The organism is Mycobacterium sp. E1715, assembly GCF_001667625.1.
Classification (GTDB): Bacteria; Actinomycetota; Actinomycetes; order Mycobacteriales; family Mycobacteriaceae; genus Mycobacterium.
Genome location: NZ_LZJJ01000400.1, coordinates 1 through 15,574 on the forward strand (window position 1 = coordinate 1; position 15,574 = coordinate 15,574).

Below are 15,574 nucleotides of genomic sequence, written 5' to 3' on the forward strand. Positions count from 1 at the left end.
GCTGCTGCAGATCCCGATGCTGCTGATGTCCCACCCCCAGTGGCGTCAGGCCGCCAAATCGTTCGTGATACCCAGCATTTCGGGCGGGGTGAGCTCGGATGCGGTGCTGCTCATCATCGCCATCGTCGGCACCACCGTGGCGCCCTGGCAGCTGTTCTTCCAGCAGTCCAACGTCGTCGACAAGCGCATCACCCCGCGCTTCATCGGGTACGAGCGCGCCGACACCGTGCTGGGTGCCTTCGTCGTGGTCATCGGTGCCGCGGCGCTGGTGATGACCGGTGAATGGGCGGCACGCTCCACCACCACCGTCGGCGGCTTCACCGACGCCGGCGCCACCGCACACCTGCTCGGCGAGCACCGCGGGACGCTGGGCTGGATCTTCGCGATCGTGCTGATGGACGCCTCGATCATCGGGGCCGCCGCGGTAACCCTGGCCACCAGTTACGCCTTCGGTGACGTGTTCGGCCTGAAGCACTCCCTGCACCGCGGATTCGCCGACGCCAAGCAGTTCTACCTGTCCTACACCGCCATGGTGGTAGTGGCCGCGGCCATCGTGCTGATTCCCGGCGCGCCGCTCGGGCTGATCACCACCGCCGTGCAAGCCCTCGCCGGCCTACTGCTGCCCAGCGCCAGCGTCTTCCTACTGCTGCTGTGCAACGACCGGGAAGTGTTGGGCCCGTGGGTCAATCGCCCCTGGCTCAACTGGGTCGCCGGGTTGATCGTCGGCACGCTGCTGCTGCTGTCGGGAATCCTGATGGCCACCACGCTGTTCCGCGATCTCAACGTCGTGGCGGTGGCCGGCTACCTCGCCCTGGCCCTGGCGGTACTCGCCGCCGCGGCGGTGCCGGTGCTGCGCTGGATGGCCCGTCGTCAACCCGCGGCGCCCGCGCCACGGCTGCCCGCGCGCGGCGTCGACCGCAACACCTGGCGGATGCCGCCCCTGACGCTGCTCGAGCCGGTCACCTGGTCACCGGGCACCCGACTCGGCATGATCGCGCTACGCGCCTACCTGATCGTTGGCGCACTCCTGTTGGTGGTCAAGGCGATACAGCTCAGTCACTGACGCCCTTGTTGTATGCGGCGGGCCACCTCGCCGTACCGCTCGAACCGCTCCGGATCACCCACGGCGTTGTAAAGCACCAGGCGCGTGGCCTTTTCGGCGTACTTCTCGATCAGCGCGCCGGCGAGTCCGTCCCACGTCGACTCGGTGGCGAAGGCGGCGATGTGGTCGTCGCTGACCTGGGCGGCCATGCCGGCGAAGTCACCGGCCTTCTGCCTCTCGCGGATCCTGGCGGTCGTGCCCTCGAACCCGGCCTGATCCCAGATGAACGCGTAGTTGGGGGTGCTGCCGTAGAAAGCCATGCTGGCGCGCACGCCTTCTCGTTGCTTGTCGCGCTCCTCGTCGGTGTCACCGACGATGGTCATCACCGGCACGATCACCGCGATGTCGGGCGGCGACCGTCCCGCCTTCGCCGCCCCGTCGGCGACGTTCGGCAAGACGTGGCGGGCGATGTATCCCGGCTCGCCGATCGGGTGCACGTGCACCCCGTCGGCGACCTCGCCGGCCATCCGCAGCATCCACGGATTGACCGCTGCGATATCGACTTTCGGGTCGGGCGCGTCGATCGGACCCGGGCTCCACTGCGGAGTGATGAAGTCGAGGTCGTAGAAGTCGCCGTGGTGATCCAGCGTCCCGGAGCGGAACGCCGCGAAACAAGCCTTGACCGCGAACAGGTAGTCGCGCAGGCGCGGTCCGGGCCGCTCGAATGCCACCCCGTAGCGCCGGACGACGTGGGTGCGCACCTGGGTGCCCAGACCCAGGCGGAAGTTCCCGCCGGTCGCCTCCTGAAGCTCCCAGGCCGTGGCGGCCGTGACGAAGGGGCTGCGCGGGAAGGCGACGGCCACGCCGGTGGACAACTCGAGGCCGGGCGCGGCCTGGGACGCCACGGCCGCGTTGAGGTAGGCCGTGCGGCCCGTCTCGGTGAACAACAGACCGGAGAAACCGGCGGCTTGCGTTCGCCGGGCCAGGTCGCCGATCTGGTGCAGCGGCTGCGGGACCGTCATCGCATCGACGTGCATGAGCGGAGCCTACGTGGGCTCGGCCCTTGCCCGGTGACCGCGTCACGGTGTTAGCTCATTATTCGTCAGCAACCAACGCCGCTTCGCTAACAGGAGGCTCGCCAACATGCTTCGTGGATTGCTCATCGCCGGAGCAATCGTCGTGGGGATTGCGGGGCCACCCGCGGCCCAGGCCGCCCCATCGACGACGACCTCACCCGCGCCGACGACGGGCGCCAGCGTTTACTACCCGAACTGCAAGGCGGCGTGCGCCGACGGCGTGGCCCCGATCCACCGTGGGCAGCCGGGTTACCGGTCCGGCCTGGATCGTGACGGCGACGGCATCGCGTGCGAGGTATGCCACTGATGTGGGTCCCGATTCCGCGGTTGGTCGCCGTCCTCGCCATGGCGTCTGCCGGCCTCGTGGCCTGCGGGTCGCAGCACGCTGCGGCGCCCGCCGCATCCAGTTCAAGTGCGGCGAAGCCGTCGCCGCCCCCCAGCCCCATCGCCTCGTCCAGCACGCCCACGACCACCAGCGCGCCGGACTGCGTCGGGCTGTCGATTTGCCGGCCACCACCGCCGGACGCCGAGGGAAATCCGGCGTGCTACTACGCGGACGGGTGGCGCGGTGATTCCTCGGGCACCGGGATCGAGGTGTGGTACTTCCGCGACCCGCAAAGCCCGCCCAAGCCGGACAAGGTCACCGCGCTCGTACGCAAGAAGGACGGCACCACCGAGTCACAGGATGCCGACATCGCCGCCGACCAACAGGTGCATCGGTTCGGATTCCCCACCGTCGCGCCGTCGGTGGTTCAAGAGGTGTTGTTCAGCAGCGGCGGCGGCCGCTGCTTCGTCGTCGGACCGTAACCGGATCAGCGCTTCTGGGGGCGGTGGCTCACCGGGGCGGTGAACCCCTGGGTGTCGTCGAAGTTGGCCCACTGGCCGTCGTCGTTGACCTCCATGCGCCAGCCGAGCTCGGTGTCGCCGCCGATCGAGGCGATGAACCATGCGTGTGCGGACTCCGCGCTGGCAAAATTCTTCGTCGCGACGACCCGCCCGCGTGGGTCGATGACGCGAAATTCAGCCATGGGAGGTGATTATCCCTGCCAGCGGGTTTTCAATCCGGCTTATCTCCCATTTGCCGGCCAAGCCGACCGCGAACACCCCTGGCGCAAACCTGGCAAATCCCGGGCTACACGGTGCGGGTCAACCGGTCGGCGAGCAGCTCGGCGAACCGGGCCGGATCGTCAAGCGCACCCCCTTCGGCGAGAAGCGCTGTGCCGTAGAGCAATTCGGCGGTCTCGGCGAGGGCGGCGAGCGCGGCGTCGCCCTCCGCCTTCTTTTGCGCCTCTCGCAGGCCGGTAACCAGCGGGTGGTTCGGGTTGAGCTCGAGAATCCGCTTGCCGACCGGGATGTCCTGCCCGGACGCGCGGTAGAGCCGCGCCAGCGCCGGGGTGATGCCGAAGGCGTCGGTGATCAGGCAGGCCGGCGACTCCGTCAATCGGCTGGAGAGCCGCACCTCCTTGACGTGGTCGCTCAACGTCTCCTTCATCCAGGTCAGCAGGTCGGCGAAGTCCTTCTGTTGCTCCTCGCGCTCGGCCTCGCTCTCGTCGCCTTCGGCGCTCAGGTCCACCTCGCCCTTGGCGACCGATTGCAGCGGCTTGCCGTCGAACTCTGTCACCGTTCCGACCCAGACCTCGTCGACCGGGTCGGTGAGCAGCAAGACCTCGTAGCCCTTGGCTTTGAAGGCCTCCAGGTGCGGCGACTTCAGGATCTGTTGCCGCGTCTCCCCCGTGGCGAAGAAGATCTGCTCCTGGCCCTCCTTCATGCGTTCCACGTACTCGGCGAGGGTGGTGGCCTCCTCCTCGCTGTGCGTCGAGGCGAATGAGCAGATTTGCAGCAGGGTCTCGCGGTTGTCGAAGTCGGACAGCAGGCCCTCTTTGACGACTCGGCCGAACTGGGTCCAGAAGCTGCGGTAGTCGTCGGGCCGCTCGGACTGCAGCTCCTTGATGGTCGACAGGACCTTCTTGGTGAGCCGCCGCCGGATGGCCTTGATCTGCCGATCCTGCTGCAGGATCTCGCGCGAGACGTTGAGCGACATGTCCTGCGCGTCCACGACGCCTTTGACGAAGCGCAGGTATTCGGGCATCAGCTGGTCGCAGTCGCCCATGATGAACACCCGCTTGACGTACAGCTGGATCCCGGTCTGCGCGTCGCGGTTGAACAGGTCGAACGGCGCGTGGGACGGGATGAACAGCAGCGCCTGGTATTCGAAGGTGCCCTCGGCCTTCATCGCGATGATTTCCAGCGGGTCGTCCCAGGCGTGGGCGACGTGCTTGTAGAACTCCTTGTACTCCTCCTCGGAGACCTCTTCTTTGGGCCTGGCCCAGAGCGCCTTCATCGAGTTGAGGGTCTCGGTTTCGAGCGTGACGGTCTCCTCGCCGCCCTCCTCCTCGGCCGGAGTCCGTCGTTCGACCTCCATCCGGATGGGCCAGGCGATGAAGTCGGAATACTTCTTGACCAGGCTGCGGATCTTCCACTCCGAGGTGTAGTCGTGCAGCTCGTCCTCGGCGTCTTCGGGCTTGAGGTGCAGCGTGACCGACGTCCCCTGTGGTGCGTCGTCGACGGCTTCGATGGTGTAGGTGCCCTCGCCGCTGGATTCCCACTTGGTGGCTTCGCTCTCGCCGGCTTTGCGGGTGAGCAGCTCGACCTTGTCGGCGACCATGAAGCTCGAATAGAACCCGATGCCGAACTGACCGATCAGTTCCTCCGACGCGGCCTCGTTCTGGGCCTCCTTCAATTGCTGACGCAGCTCGGCCGTGCCCGACTTGGCCAGGGTGCCGATCAGCCCCACCACCTCGTCCCGGGTCATGCCGATGCCGTTGTCGCGGATAGTGAGCGTCCGGGCGCCCTTATCCACCTCGATCTCGATGTGCAAGTCGGAGGTGTCGACATCGAGGTCTTTGTTGCGGAAGGCTTCCAGCCGCAGCTTGTCCAGTGCGTCGGAAGCGTTCGAGATCAGCTCCCGCAGAAACGAATCCTTATTGGAGTAGACGGAGTGGACCATCAGGTCCAGCAGTTGCCGGGCCTCGGCCTGAAACTCCAGCTGCTCGACACGCGCGTTCATCAGATTGCCTGCACTTTCCTCCAGGAGACGACGATGCAAATTTACCGAGACGCGGATGGTCCGTGCCCGGGGGCTGGTCCTACCCTGAACACATGTCTGTCGCGCAACGCGAACGTGCCGCCCTCGTCGAAACCATGCGCGCAGCCGGGCCGGAGGCGCCCACCTTGTGCGAGGGGTGGAAGACGCGGGACCTCGCCGCCCACCTCGTCATCCGGGAGTACCGGCCCGACGCCGCCCCGGGCATCCTGATCCCGTTCTTCGCCGCGCACACCGAGAAGGTGCAGAACCAGGTGGCCGAGCGGGCCGAGTGGGACGAGCTGGTCGACAAGGTGGCATCCGGTCCGCCGCTTTACTCCCCGTTGAAGCTGCTCGACCCGGTGGCCAACGTGGCGGAGATGTTCATCCATCACGAGGACGTGCGCCGCGCGCAGCCGGGCTGGGAGCCGCGGGCGCTGGAACCCGAGCTGAGCGCCCGGCTGCGCCGCACCCTGCCGATGATGGCGCGGCTGACGCTGGCCAAGGTGCCGGGCCGGGTGGCACTGCGCACCCCGGAGGGCAAGACGATGCTGACCGCGGGAAGCGGCCCGGCCGTCACGGTGACCGGCCCGCCCGAGGAGCTGCTGCTGTTCTCGGTCGGGCGTTCGGCGCGAGTGGAGTTCGACGGCGACGCGGCCGCGGTGCAGGCCGTCCGCGAGGCCCCCAAGGGGCTGTAGCCCGAAATCACCCGAAGGCTTCGCGGAGGTCTTTCTTGATGACCTTGCCGAATTGGTTGCGCGGCAAGGCTTCGACCATCACCAATCGTTCTGGGTGTTTATAGCGGCTCAGCCCGTTCGAATGGCAATGCTGCACAAGGGATTCCAACGACACGCTCTCGGCCGACGCGGGCACCACGACCGCGCATACCCGCTCGCCGGTGCGCGGGTCGGGAACCCCGATGACCGCCACGTCGGCGACCGCGGGATGGGTGGCCAGCACATTCTCGACTTCGAGAGCCGAAACGTTCTCGGCATTGCGGATGATCGCATCCTTGATCCGACCGGTCACGCGGACGTTGCCGTCCTGATCGACCAGCCCGAGATCTCCCGTGCGGAGCCAGCCGTCCTCGTCGAACGCGTCGGCGTCCAGCGCGGGGTCGGCGTAGCCGAGAAAGCATTGGGGACCCTTGAGGCGGAGCTCGCCCTCCTGACCGACGGGCAGTTCGCCTTCGTCGTTGCCCACCACCCGGACGCTGACCCCCCGCGTCGGCCTACCGACGGTGTGGTCCAGCGAATCCGGCGTGTCGGTGAGCGACGGCGAAGCCGCCACCGGGAACTCGGTGAGCCCCCAGGCGTTGGCGATGCCGGGAAGACCGAAGGCTTCCCGGATCTGGCGACCGAGTTCGGCGGTGATGGGCGCGCCGCCGGCCAGGCAGCCGCGCAGGAACGGGAACAACGGCCGGTCGCCGTGGGCTCGCTGGGCTTCGAGGAAGCCGAGGAAAAAGGGGGTCGCGGTGCCCAGGAAGGTCGGGTTGTGCGCCGCGATGGAGTACGGCGTCGCCGGCGGGTCGAATACCTCGAACAGCGCCAACCGCATGCCGGTCCGCAGCGCGGCGGCCAGCATCACCGCGCCGCCGATGTGCGCGACCGGAAAGGCGATGGGATCGACATCGTCGCCGGTGATGCCGATCGCCTCGACCAGCCCGGTCGCGCCGGCCATCACCGATGCGTCGGTATGGCGAATCCCTTTGGGCGCGGCGGTGGTTCCCGACGAGTAGTAGACCCATCGCGCATCGCGGGCCGAAGCCGGCGGCGGCGGGAGCGCACCGGCGTCCGCCTGAGGCAGCCGAAGCTCGCCGCCGGCCGGCGGCGTCACCAAGTCGACGGTGATGACCTTGAAACCTCGACTCGCGGACAGGGCCCGCGCCAGGGCGCCATGATCGAATCCGCGCCAACGCTCGGGCACCACAAGGTATTCCGAGGAGAGCTGCTCGGTGATGAAACCGACCTCGTGCTCCCGCAGGATCGGGATGATCGGGTTTTGCACCGCACCGAGCCGGGCCAGCGCCGCCATAACGACCACGGTCTCCAGCGTGGTCGGCAACTGCCACGACACGACGGTTCCCGCGCGGATCCCCAAAGCGGCGAAGGCGGCGGCCGTCGCGCAGGCGGCATCGTGGAACTGCCGCGCCGTCAGCGTGCGCGCGTGGTCGTCGGCGAGCAGCGGCCGGGGCGATCCCGCCCGCGCCGCGTCGGCGACCAGCCTCCAGTAGGTGACGTCGCTTCCGATGCTCATTCGCTCGTCGGATTGACCTGTGTCGGGCGGAATCCGGAGTGCGCAATGCCAACCGAAACGCCGCTGCCGATGGGACCCGTGCGGTCGACGAGTACAGCCGAACCGGTGGCCACCCCGTCGTGGCTGTAGTGGGTCAGCGAGGCCATGCCGATGTGTGGGCCTTCCGGCAGTCGGCTCAGCGTGAGCGTGTAGTCGGCATTGATGAACTGCAAACCGTTTGTTCCCCAATTGGCAAGGGAGGCAGTGATATCGGCTGCCATGGCGGCGCGGGTGAACGGGCTGAGCGGTTCACCGCCGATGAGCGAGCGGGTTTCGCAAAGCCAGGTGTATTTCTGGCCGGAGGCGTCGACCCATTCGGGGTCGCGATTCTGCAATTCGGTGCCCCATCCGTAGGTGCGCATGAAGAGCGTCGGTTGGGCGCCGCCCTCGATGGGCAGCGGCGGCATCTGCGGGTTCGGCGACCACACCTGCCCCTCTGGCTGGGGGCCGCGCCGCAGGAATAAGGCGCTCCCCCGCGCAACCGGGAGACCGTGCTGGGTGAGGACGACCTCGACGAGCCGCAGCCGCCGCCGGTCGTGGTGCACGGTGGTATGCACCTCCATGGGTTCCAGCGCGACCGGTGCGGGAAGGTCGACGGTCAGGCGGGCGGGTTGAAGTTCCGGGTCACCGACCGCGCGTTCCACCGCCCACCCGAGGAGTCCGCCGACGACGTGCCCGCTGAGCGACGGGCCCCACCCACCGCGCGCGATCGGGTTTGGCACGAAACGGGTTTCGTCGCGCAGGAAGTATGGCTCCTGCGCCGCCGAATCGACGTCATCCGGCACGAGATTCGTTTCGGTCAATGCGCGACGCTCCGCCCGGAGTTGGGATCCCTCATGCGAGGATGGCAACAGTAGATATTACAGTTACCGGCCACAGTCGCCCCGGGTCGACCCGATTCAGGCAGGTGGGACCGCGGCTCAGGCGATCGCCGCGCCCACCAGGTGGCCGATCACGTACGTGATCGCCAATGCGAGACCGCCTCCGATGACGTTGCGGAGCACAGCGCGGCCCTTGGGCGCTCCGCCCAAACCGGCCGACACCGCCCCGGTGATGACCAGCGCGACGAGCACCGCCGCGACGGTGACCGGGATCCGCCACGCCGCCGGCGGAACCAAGATCGCGATCAGCGGCAGCAGGGCCCCGATTGCGAACGACAACGCCGAAGACGACGCCGCCTGCCAGGGATTGGTCAGCTCCTCGGGATTGATGCCCAGTTCGACTTCGGCGTGCGCGAGAAGCGGATTGTGGTCGGTGAGTTCCTCGGCGACGGTGCGGGCGGTCGCGGCCGTCAGGCCTTTCGCCTCGTACAAGGCGGCGAGCTCGTCCATTTCGGCGACCGGATCGTCGCGCAGCTCCTGGCGTTCCTTGTGCAGCAGCGCCTTCTCGGTGTCACGTTGGGTGCTGACCGAAACGTATTCGCCCAGCGCCATCGACACCGCTCCGGCGACCAGTCCGGCGGTGCCGGCGGTCAACACGGGAGCGCGTTCCACCGTCGCGGCCGCGACCCCCACCACGATGCCCGCCGTGGACACGATTCCGTCGTTGGCGCCCAGGACTCCGGCGCGCAGCCAGTTCAATTTCGACGACACCGAACCCACGTGCGGCTCGGACGGATGGGGATGCGACGGGCTCGACACGGCCGCAACGATATACATCAAAGACCCGCCGGACTAGCAAACATAGCCTTGCCAAACGGTTTACTCCCGCTTGTCGGGCTACCCAAAGGTGCCGCGTCTGGCTGGCGCCGAGCCGCGACACATAAACGCCTGCGACGACACGCCGTCGCGGATCGCAGCGGTTTATGTCTCGCGGTACCTGAGCCGACCGTCCGCCTTCCGTGGTCGGGGTGCCGCGTGCACGACCCAAAGCTCCGCATGGGCCTCTCACAGCCGTTGCATAGGCAAGCTATCTATGGTCGGTTGATGTAAGGGGGGATTCTGAGGAATTCACCAGTAGTCAGACAGGGTGAAGGACTATGAAACTTAAGCAATTTCTTGGGGGGATGACCGTTGCCGGCGCTCTGAGCGCTGCGGCGTTGGGCATGGGTTCCGGTGCGGCCAGCGCCGCTCCCGGCGGGCCGCCGCCTGGCCCGGCAGGCAACCATGGCGCACCCGCTCCCGGGGGCATTCATCCCCCGAACGCACCCGGCGATCCGGGCGGACCTGGGGGCCCCGGCGGGCCGGGCGGACCTGGGGGCCCCGGCGGGCCGGGCGGACCTGGGGGCCCCGGCGGTCCCGGCGGGCCGCAGGGCGGACCTGGTGGGCCAGGTGGCCCCGGTCACCCGGGCGGGCCAAATGGTCCCGGTGGACCCGGAGGCCCCGGAGGCCCCGGAGGGCCCGATCATCCAGGCGGACCCGGCGGCCCGGGCGGGCCCGACCACCCAGGCGGCCCCGGCGGCCCCGGCGGACCGGGCGGACCGGGCGGTCCGTGGCACGGAGATCCTCAGCGCGGCTACTTCCGCGGCGCCCCGTGGGGTGACGGTCCGGCGCCTTGGGGACCCGGTGCGCCGCCTCGCCCCGCGTGGGACCGGCCGCTCCCCCCGCCCGGTGGATATTGGGGGTACGGTCCGATCAACTACTGGGGCTATCAGGAGACCCCGGTGTGGGACCCCGGCTTCAATCAGTGGGGCTTCTGGTTCTTCGGAGTGTGGATTCCGCTGTAAACCGCAGTAAGCACGACGCCCGCTTCGCCACCCGGCGGGGCGGGCATCGTGCTGCTTGTCGATAACCTGGCTCGCAGGTGGCGAATCACCCCGCACCGCAGACGTTTATGCCGCCCCGGCATGCGGACCGAATGAAAAGAATTGCCGCGGTGGGACCTTTGGCCTCTCGGTGGGGGTACTACGCCGTTGCATCGATGCCGTATGGCCCTCGATTGACGTGTCTCGATAGCGAAACATCGAGGTCACGGTTTGGGTTTCCCCCTGCCAGAGTAATCGACCGATGAGGAGGCGCGATGTCCACGCGGCCCGCACGAGACCCTCGCGTAACCCTTCTCTACTTGGTCACATTCGCCGTCGCGATGGTCGCGGGAATGTGCGCTTTGGTGGCGCTCGTCGCCGGCTCGCCGCTTCAATTCGGCTTCGCGCTGGCCCTTTTCGGCGCCGGGTGGATCGCCTCCGACTTCATCGATCGGACGGGTGAGCTCGGGCAGGAGCGCTTCGCCCGGCAGCATGTCGCCATCGTCGCCCGCCCGGCCCAGGCGTATCGACCCTCCCGCGTGGTGCACACCGGTCACCGCGATCCATTCCCGCGATCCGCTCCTCGCGCCGCGAGCGCGGTGGCCGCCTGACGGTCGATCAGTTCTTGATGCCGACTGTGATCAGGTCGGAAACGACGCGTGTCCAGACCGGCCGCGGGATGCGGCGCTGCTCGCTGACGACGAACCCGGCGTCTTCGAACATCGTGCGCATCTCCGTCGGCGACGCATTGTGTTGCGGCTTCCACCTATTGGCCGACGGTGCCTGGAGTCGCCGTTGCCGCGCACTGAGGGCCGATACGGCCACCAGTCCGCCGGGCGCCAGCACGCGGTGGAATTCGCGCAGCGCCGCCGGCTGATCGAAGAAGTGGAACGCCGAGGTGGTCACCACCGCGTCGAGGGCCCCGTCGTCGAAAGGGAGCCGCTCCGCAGGGCCACGTAACCACTGCACCCGGTCGGTTCGGGCGCGCGCCTGGCCGAGCATGCCCTCGGACATGTCGACACCGTAGATCTCGTCGGGCTGGAGCTCGCGCGCGATCCGATCACTGAGAATGCCTGTGCCGCAAGCGATATCGGCTATCTTGTGGGCATGGTGAGCACGCAGTTGCGCTATCACCTCGTCGTGCGGCGGACGATATACCCACTGCTGCAACAACGGCAGGTCGTAGACCGGGGCCAGGAAGCTCCAGAGCCGCGTGACCGCGTCGTTGAGTCCTCGGCGGCTCGGCTCCGTCATTCGCCCAGAACCGAGCTGTAGTAGATCGTGTCGGCGACGGACACCGAGTCGTTGGTCTGGGGAATCGCCGCGAGCCCGCTGCCGGCCAGCAGCTCACTCATAGGCTTGCCGACCGTCCGCCAGCCGAGATCCTTCAGGTAGTCGGCGACGTCGTTGCGCTCACCGTCGAAACCCAGCTCCTCCCAATCCAACTCGAAGCCGTGCTCGCGCCACTTGGCGGTGGCCCGGCGCATCATTTCGCGCGCCTTCTCGACGTCTTGCTGCGGACGGTCCGGGATGGCTTCGACGGCCAGCCTGCTGCCCTCGGCGCTCAGCGCGGAGATGTTGTCGAGCAAGCGGTCCTGCGCCTCGGGCGGCAGGTACCCGAAAAGACCCTCCGCGATCCAGGCGGTTGGGCGGCTCTTGTCAAAGCCCGCATCCACCAGAGCTTTCGGCCAGTCGCTGCGCAGATCAATGGCGACGGCGCGCAGGTCTGCCCGCGGGGCCGCGCCCAACTTCGCCAGGGTGGCGGTCTTGAACTCGATCACCGCCGGCTGGTCGATCTCGAAGACCGTCATGTCGGCAGGCCATGCCAACCGGTAGGCACGCGCGTCCAGGCCGGAAGCCAGGATTACGGCCTGGCGGATCCCGGCCTGCGCCGCGTCGTGGAAGAAGGCGTCGAAGAATCGGGTGCGGGCGGCCATCGCCAGGGGCATGTGCTCGAGCTTCCAACCGGATTCGTGGTCGTCGACGTCAGCGGCGACGAGGTCGCCGTCGACCCATCGCGTGAAGAAGTCCACTCCGACCGCGCGAACCAGCGGCTCGGCGAATCGGTCTTCGATAAGCGGGTTGTCAGCCCTGGTCGCGATCGCTCGGGCCGCGGCCACCATCGTGGCGGTCGCGCCCACGCTGGTGGCCAGATCCCAGCTGTCGTTGTCTGTGCGTGGCATGCGTCTTCCCCTCGCAGTCATGGCGATACTTAGCCAGTATAACGACCCGCGAGGGGCGAAGAGTTCCCGAGCCAGCCGGGCCCTACCGCGGGCCGGGCCCTCCCGGCCCACCTGGGCCACCAGGCCCACCCGGTCCCCCGGGTCCTCCCGGACCACCAGGCCCGCCGGGTCCGCCCGGCCCATTCACCGCCGGGACCCAGGGAACGCATTGATGCAAGTCCGCGCTCCAGATAAACCCTTCAGCACAATTGGGATCGGCCCGGCCGATCGCCGGCGCCGAAACCGCGATCACCGGCAACATCGCCAAAACGAGTGCGACGGCCCAGAGCATCCGGCCGCGCACCGGGGGCGTCATTGCTGCACACGTCATGTCGGTCTCCTCCCCGCCGATGACACTCGGTTCAAATGATTTTGCGACACGAAACCGGTTGGCGGTGCTGTTATTCGGTAACCAGCTCGAACACCGGGATGACGCGGTCGGTGCGCTCCTGGTAGTCGCCGAAGCCCGGCGCCCGCTCGACCACGATCCGGTAGACGGAATCCCGCTCGTCGCGCGGCAATTCGCGCACGGTCGCCGGCTTGGGCTCCTGTGAGCCGATCTCCACGGTCACCCGCGGATGGGCGCGAATGTTGTGCACCCAAGCGGGGTTCTTCTCCCGGCCCGCGGCGGACCCGACGACGTAGATCCTGCCGTCGACATCGAAGTAAGCGACGGGGTTTACCCGCTGCGCACCGCTTCGTGCCCCGGTCGAGGTCAACAGCAGCAACGGGAAGCCCTCGAACTGCCCGCCGACCTTGCCGCCGTTGCGGCGGAACTCCTCGATGTTGCGCTCGTTGAATTCGCGCTCCGAATGCATTTCGTCGTCGCCCATCTACCCATCCTGGCACGGGGGCAGCCCCACAGGGCCCGCGCGGGATTGATCGTCGCCGAATGCGGGTATCACCAGGCAATCCCATCGGGGGGGTATCCGCTTCCGTAGAAACGAAGTGAGCACGAGATGGTCGGCTGGCTGGACAGGCTGCAGCGACGAAACCGCGCCGCCGGCGTGGTTATCGGGGTCGTCTACAAATATCTGGATGATCAAGGCGGCTACCTATCCGCCTTGATCACCTACTACGGGTTCGTATCCCTGTTCCCGCTACTGCTGCTGTTGACCACCGGCCTCGGAGTGGTGCTCGCCGGACGCCCCGACCTGCGGGAACAGGTGCTGCACAGCACGTTGAGCCAATTCCCGGTCATCGGCGATCAGCTGCATCAGCCCGCAGGGCTCAGCGGAGGAACCGTCGCCGTGGTCGTCGGCATCGCCGGCGCCCTCTACGGCGGCCTTGGCGTGGGTCAGGCGGTGCAGAATGCCATGGACTCGGTGTGGGCCGTCCCCAGGAACAAGCGTCCGGACCCCGTCCGCTCACGACTGCGCAGCTTGATGTTGCTGTTGGTCCTGGGCTCGGCGGCCATCGCCGCCACGGTCCTGTCGGCGGCCGGCCAGGCGACAGGAGCGCTGGGCGTCTTCGGAAAGATCGGCGTCGCGCTGGTGGCCGTGGCGATCAACGCGATGATTTGCCTGGTGGCGTTTCGCGTCACCACCGCGCGGGAGCTGACGTATCGCCAGGTGCTGCCCGGAGCGCTTGCGGCAGCGGTCATTTGGCAGATCCTGCAGTGGGGCGGCGCCGGATACATTCGGCACACCGTGAAGTCGGCCAGCGCGACCAACAGCGTCTTCGCCTTGGTTCTGGGATTACTGGCCTTTCTGTTTCTGGTGTCGTCAACGCTGGTTCTGTGCGCCGAGATCAATGTCGTTCTGGTGGAACGCCTTTACCCGCGGGCGTTGCTCACGCCCTTCACAGACAACGCGGAACTTACGCCGGCCGACCGCAAGACCTACACCAAGAAGGCGAAAGCCGAACGCGTCAAGGGCTTTCAGCGCGTCAGCGTCAGATTCGGAGACCTCACCGGTAAGGCGACCCGGCCCCGGACGCCGACGACGCCCACCGTCCGGGGCGGGCCCGCCGGCTGATCAGTTGCCGCGTCCGGTCTGTTCCTGCAACTCGTCGATGAGCTCGGACGCCTGAGCCTTGGTCAAATCATCGGGAACGTCCCGGCCCGCTTCCTGGGCCAACGTGTGCAGGTAGCTGCGCTGCGGACCGGTCATCGGCTCGTCGCCGGTCACCCACTGGGACGTGTCCTTCTCCGGGTTCTCGCTCGGCGCCTGTCGCGTGTCGTCAGTCATGTCCTTCACCTCCGCGAGGAGGGATAACCATCGCACGTACGTTCGAAACCTGCGCCACGCCGCTCGCCGTGGCCGGCCCTTTGCAAGAATCGGTTGCTATGTCGCGCTCCTTCGACATCCGCATCGAATCGCCCGCCAGCGTGGAACAAATCCACGCGGCGTTTGGGCGGGAGGACTACTGGCTGGCCCGCCTGAAAGCGAGCAACGCCCCCACCACGCTGGATTCGCTGGAAGTCGACGCCGACGGCACGGTGAGCATGCGGGCAACCCAACACGTATCCCGGCAGATAATGCCCGCGCTGATTGCCAAGGTCGTCCCCGGGGAGCTGAAGATCGTTCACAGCGAGACGTGGCGATCGATCGGTGATGGCGAAGTCCGCGGGCAGATCAACGTCGTGTCCTCCGGCGGTCTGGGGTCAGGGCGCGCGGACGCGGTCATGGCGCCCGCCGGAGACGGGGCTCGACTGCGCTTCGCCGTGGAGGTGGCGATGAGGATCCCGTTGGTGGGCCGCAAACTCGAGAAATCGATGCAAGCCGATCTGACCCAAAGCCTGCCAGCGTTGCAGCGCTTCACCACCACCTGGATCGCCGAGAACCCCTGACGCTCGGCCGGTCGTCGTCAGTCCGCCAAAGCCGCGGGTTCGACGGCGACCAATTCGGTGAGGCCGCTGATGGTGAGGATCGGCATCAGGATCGGGTGGGCGATCAGGTTGATGTGGTCGGCGTGGGAGAACAAGGCATTGATGGCGGCGCTGTCGAGGTACTCGACGCCGCTGAGGTCGACGGTGAGCGGACCACCGCTCGCGGCTTCTCCGCTGATGTTGGTGAGGGCCTGCACGAAGTCGTCGATGTTGCTCAGATCGATCTCCCCGGCCGCGACCAACATCAGCTCCCCGTCGGCGCGGCGCGCGGTGTCGAGGGAGAGCGACGTGGGCATCATGTGATCCTCGCGGATAGGTGAACCGTGGTTCCGGCGGCATCAGGA

19 protein-coding genes are annotated in these 15,574 nt (G+C 67.6%); 8 read left to right on the plus strand and 11 right to left on the minus strand.

Translation table 11 applies throughout. From position 1 onward, the window contains the following. The coding region (locus A9X03_RS19575) for an NRAMP family divalent metal transporter (protein ID WP_197696106.1) at positions 1 to 1,063 on the plus strand (1,063 nt) is incomplete at its 5' end. On the opposite strand, the gene A9X03_RS19580 is transcribed toward A9X03_RS19575, so the two are convergent. Next, positions 1,057 to 2,079 carry a TIGR03617 family F420-dependent LLM class oxidoreductase gene (locus A9X03_RS19580; protein ID WP_068262530.1) on the minus strand — a complete coding sequence of 341 codons (1,023 nt, stop codon included), beginning with the start codon at positions 2,077 to 2,079 and terminating at the stop codon, positions 1,057 to 1,059. The genes A9X03_RS19575 and A9X03_RS19580 overlap by 7 nt on opposite strands. Before the next feature lie 106 nt (positions 2,080 to 2,185). Between A9X03_RS19580 and A9X03_RS30905 the strand changes: the two genes are divergently transcribed. Beyond that, positions 2,186 to 2,425, plus strand: a complete 240-nt coding sequence (locus A9X03_RS30905; protein ID WP_082969654.1) for an excalibur calcium-binding domain-containing protein — start codon at positions 2,186 to 2,188, stop codon at positions 2,423 to 2,425. Then, on the plus strand, positions 2,416 to 2,925 hold the full coding sequence (locus A9X03_RS19590; protein ID WP_231975427.1) for a hypothetical protein: 510 nt from the start codon (positions 2,416 to 2,418) through the stop codon (positions 2,923 to 2,925). Before A9X03_RS30905 ends, A9X03_RS19590 begins: the two co-directional genes overlap by 10 nt. A gap of 5 nt (positions 2,926 to 2,930) precedes the next feature. Here the strand turns inward: A9X03_RS19590 and A9X03_RS19595 are convergent, their stop codons facing one another. Then, positions 2,931 to 3,146, minus strand: a complete 216-nt coding sequence (locus A9X03_RS19595) for a hypothetical protein (protein WP_067748273.1) — start codon at positions 3,144 to 3,146, stop codon at positions 2,931 to 2,933. 104 nt (positions 3,147 to 3,250) lie between these two features. Continuing rightward, positions 3,251 to 5,185, minus strand: a complete 1,935-nt coding sequence (htpG, locus tag A9X03_RS19600) for a molecular chaperone HtpG (protein WP_067748275.1) — start codon at positions 5,183 to 5,185, stop codon at positions 3,251 to 3,253. Between the two features lie 92 nt (positions 5,186 to 5,277). Here htpG and A9X03_RS19605 point away from each other — a divergent pair, with 92 nt between their 5' ends. Beyond that, entirely contained in the window at positions 5,278 to 5,898 is a 621-nt protein-coding gene (locus A9X03_RS19605; RefSeq protein ID WP_067748277.1) for a TIGR03085 family metal-binding protein, read from the plus strand. Between the two features lie 7 nt (positions 5,899 to 5,905). On the opposite strand, the gene A9X03_RS19610 is transcribed toward A9X03_RS19605, so the two are convergent. The 3 genes from A9X03_RS19610 to A9X03_RS19620 form a co-directional block, all read right to left on the minus strand. Further along, positions 5,906 to 7,456, minus strand: coding sequence for a class I adenylate-forming enzyme family protein (locus A9X03_RS19610; RefSeq protein WP_067748279.1), 1,551 nt, complete (start codon positions 7,454 to 7,456; stop codon positions 5,906 to 5,908). After that, positions 7,453 to 8,298 carry a thioesterase family protein gene (locus tag A9X03_RS19615; protein WP_067748281.1) on the minus strand — a complete coding sequence of 282 codons (846 nt, stop codon included), beginning with the start codon at positions 8,296 to 8,298 and terminating at the stop codon, positions 7,453 to 7,455. The genes A9X03_RS19610 and A9X03_RS19615 overlap by 4 nt, the downstream gene beginning before the upstream one ends. A 117-nt stretch (positions 8,299 to 8,415) precedes the next feature. Beyond that, positions 8,416 to 9,153 carry a VIT family protein gene (locus A9X03_RS19620; RefSeq protein ID WP_197499059.1) on the minus strand — a complete coding sequence of 246 codons (738 nt, stop codon included), beginning with the start codon at positions 9,151 to 9,153 and terminating at the stop codon, positions 8,416 to 8,418. Positions 9,154 to 9,473: 320 nt separating this feature from the next. Between A9X03_RS19620 and A9X03_RS30435 the strand changes: the two genes are divergently transcribed. Further along, positions 9,474 to 10,160: a chitin-binding protein gene (locus A9X03_RS30435; protein WP_082974539.1), complete on the plus strand. Its 687-nt coding sequence runs from the start codon at positions 9,474 to 9,476 to the stop codon at positions 10,158 to 10,160. A gap of 338 nt (positions 10,161 to 10,498) precedes the next feature. Continuing rightward, positions 10,499 to 10,789 (plus strand): hypothetical protein, encoded by a 291-nt coding sequence (locus A9X03_RS19630; RefSeq protein WP_067782060.1) that lies wholly within the window; start codon positions 10,499 to 10,501, stop codon positions 10,787 to 10,789. 7 nt (positions 10,790 to 10,796) lie between these two features. Here A9X03_RS19630 and A9X03_RS19635 read toward each other — a convergent pair whose 3' ends face one another. The 3 genes from A9X03_RS19635 to A9X03_RS19645 all read right to left on the minus strand — a co-directional run bounded on the left by A9X03_RS19635 (position 10,797) and on the right by A9X03_RS19645 (position 13,233). Then, complete coding sequence (locus tag A9X03_RS19635) at positions 10,797 to 11,432, minus strand: class I SAM-dependent methyltransferase (RefSeq protein ID WP_067748286.1); 636 nt, start codon at positions 11,430 to 11,432, stop codon at positions 10,797 to 10,799. Then, positions 11,429 to 12,361 (minus strand): SAM-dependent methyltransferase, encoded by a 933-nt coding sequence (locus tag A9X03_RS19640; protein ID WP_067782058.1) that lies wholly within the window; start codon positions 12,359 to 12,361, stop codon positions 11,429 to 11,431. The genes A9X03_RS19635 and A9X03_RS19640 overlap by 4 nt, the downstream gene beginning before the upstream one ends. 440 nt (positions 12,362 to 12,801) lie before the next feature. Further along, positions 12,802 to 13,233, minus strand: a complete 432-nt coding sequence (locus A9X03_RS19645; RefSeq protein WP_067748291.1) for a nitroreductase family deazaflavin-dependent oxidoreductase — start codon at positions 13,231 to 13,233, stop codon at positions 12,802 to 12,804. Positions 13,234 to 13,359: 126 nt separating this feature from the next. On the opposite strand from A9X03_RS19645, the gene A9X03_RS19650 reads away from it, so the two are divergent. After that, a complete protein-coding gene (locus A9X03_RS19650; protein ID WP_067748293.1) occupies positions 13,360 to 14,376 on the plus strand; it encodes a YihY/virulence factor BrkB family protein in 1,017 nt (338 codons plus the stop codon). Here the strand turns inward: A9X03_RS19650 and A9X03_RS19655 are convergent, their stop codons facing one another. Then, positions 14,377 to 14,589, minus strand: coding sequence for a DUF3072 domain-containing protein (locus tag A9X03_RS19655; protein ID WP_067748301.1), 213 nt, complete (start codon positions 14,587 to 14,589; stop codon positions 14,377 to 14,379). It abuts the gene before it with no gap. Between the two features lie 98 nt (positions 14,590 to 14,687). Here A9X03_RS19655 and A9X03_RS19660 point away from each other — a divergent pair, with 98 nt between their 5' ends. After that, a complete protein-coding gene (locus A9X03_RS19660; protein WP_067748295.1) occupies positions 14,688 to 15,191 on the plus strand; it encodes a DUF2505 domain-containing protein in 504 nt (167 codons plus the stop codon). Positions 15,192 to 15,208: 17 nt separating this feature from the next. Here the strand turns inward: A9X03_RS19660 and A9X03_RS19665 are convergent, their stop codons facing one another. Beyond that, positions 15,209 to 15,526 carry an STAS domain-containing protein gene (locus tag A9X03_RS19665; RefSeq protein ID WP_067748303.1) on the minus strand — a complete coding sequence of 106 codons (318 nt, stop codon included), beginning with the start codon at positions 15,524 to 15,526 and terminating at the stop codon, positions 15,209 to 15,211. Between the last annotated feature and the right edge of the window lie 48 nt (positions 15,527 to 15,574).

Excerpts from the sequence above, each read along its gene's own strand:
- A9X03_RS19610 (WP_067748279.1), bottom strand. The coding sequence starts at position 7,456 with ATGAGCATCGGAAGCGACGTCACCTACTGGAGGCTGGTCGCCGACGCG.
- A9X03_RS19595 (WP_067748273.1), bottom strand. The coding sequence starts at position 3,146 with ATGGCTGAATTTCGCGTCATCGACCCACGCGGGCGGGTCGTCGCGACG.
- A9X03_RS19645 (WP_067748291.1), bottom strand. The coding sequence starts at position 13,233 with ATGGGCGACGACGAAATGCATTCGGAGCGCGAATTCAACGAGCGCAAC.
- A9X03_RS19635 (WP_067748286.1), bottom strand. The coding sequence starts at position 11,432 with ATGACGGAGCCGAGCCGCCGAGGACTCAACGACGCGGTCACGCGGCTC.
- A9X03_RS19590 (WP_231975427.1), top strand. The coding sequence starts at position 2,416 with ATGCCACTGATGTGGGTCCCGATTCCGCGGTTGGTCGCCGTCCTCGCC.
- A9X03_RS19665 (WP_067748303.1), bottom strand. The coding sequence starts at position 15,526 with ATGCCCACGTCGCTCTCCCTCGACACCGCGCGCCGCGCCGACGGGGAG.
- A9X03_RS19650 (WP_067748293.1), top strand. The coding sequence starts at position 13,360 with ATGGTCGGCTGGCTGGACAGGCTGCAGCGACGAAACCGCGCCGCCGGC.
- A9X03_RS19640 (WP_067782058.1), bottom strand. The coding sequence starts at position 12,361 with ATGCCACGCACAGACAACGACAGCTGGGATCTGGCCACCAGCGTGGGC.
- A9X03_RS19620 (WP_197499059.1), bottom strand. The coding sequence starts at position 9,153 with ATGTATATCGTTGCGGCCGTGTCGAGCCCGTCGCATCCCCATCCGTCC.
- A9X03_RS19605 (WP_067748277.1), top strand. The coding sequence starts at position 5,278 with ATGTCTGTCGCGCAACGCGAACGTGCCGCCCTCGTCGAAACCATGCGC.
- htpG (WP_067748275.1), bottom strand. The coding sequence starts at position 5,185 with ATGAACGCGCGTGTCGAGCAGCTGGAGTTTCAGGCCGAGGCCCGGCAA.
- A9X03_RS19660 (WP_067748295.1), top strand. The coding sequence starts at position 14,688 with ATGTCGCGCTCCTTCGACATCCGCATCGAATCGCCCGCCAGCGTGGAA.
- A9X03_RS19655 (WP_067748301.1), bottom strand. The coding sequence starts at position 14,589 with ATGACTGACGACACGCGACAGGCGCCGAGCGAGAACCCGGAGAAGGAC.
- A9X03_RS19580 (WP_068262530.1), bottom strand. The coding sequence starts at position 2,079 with ATGCACGTCGATGCGATGACGGTCCCGCAGCCGCTGCACCAGATCGGC.
- A9X03_RS30905 (WP_082969654.1), top strand. The coding sequence starts at position 2,186 with ATGCTTCGTGGATTGCTCATCGCCGGAGCAATCGTCGTGGGGATTGCG.
- A9X03_RS30435 (WP_082974539.1), top strand. The coding sequence starts at position 9,474 with ATGAAACTTAAGCAATTTCTTGGGGGGATGACCGTTGCCGGCGCTCTG.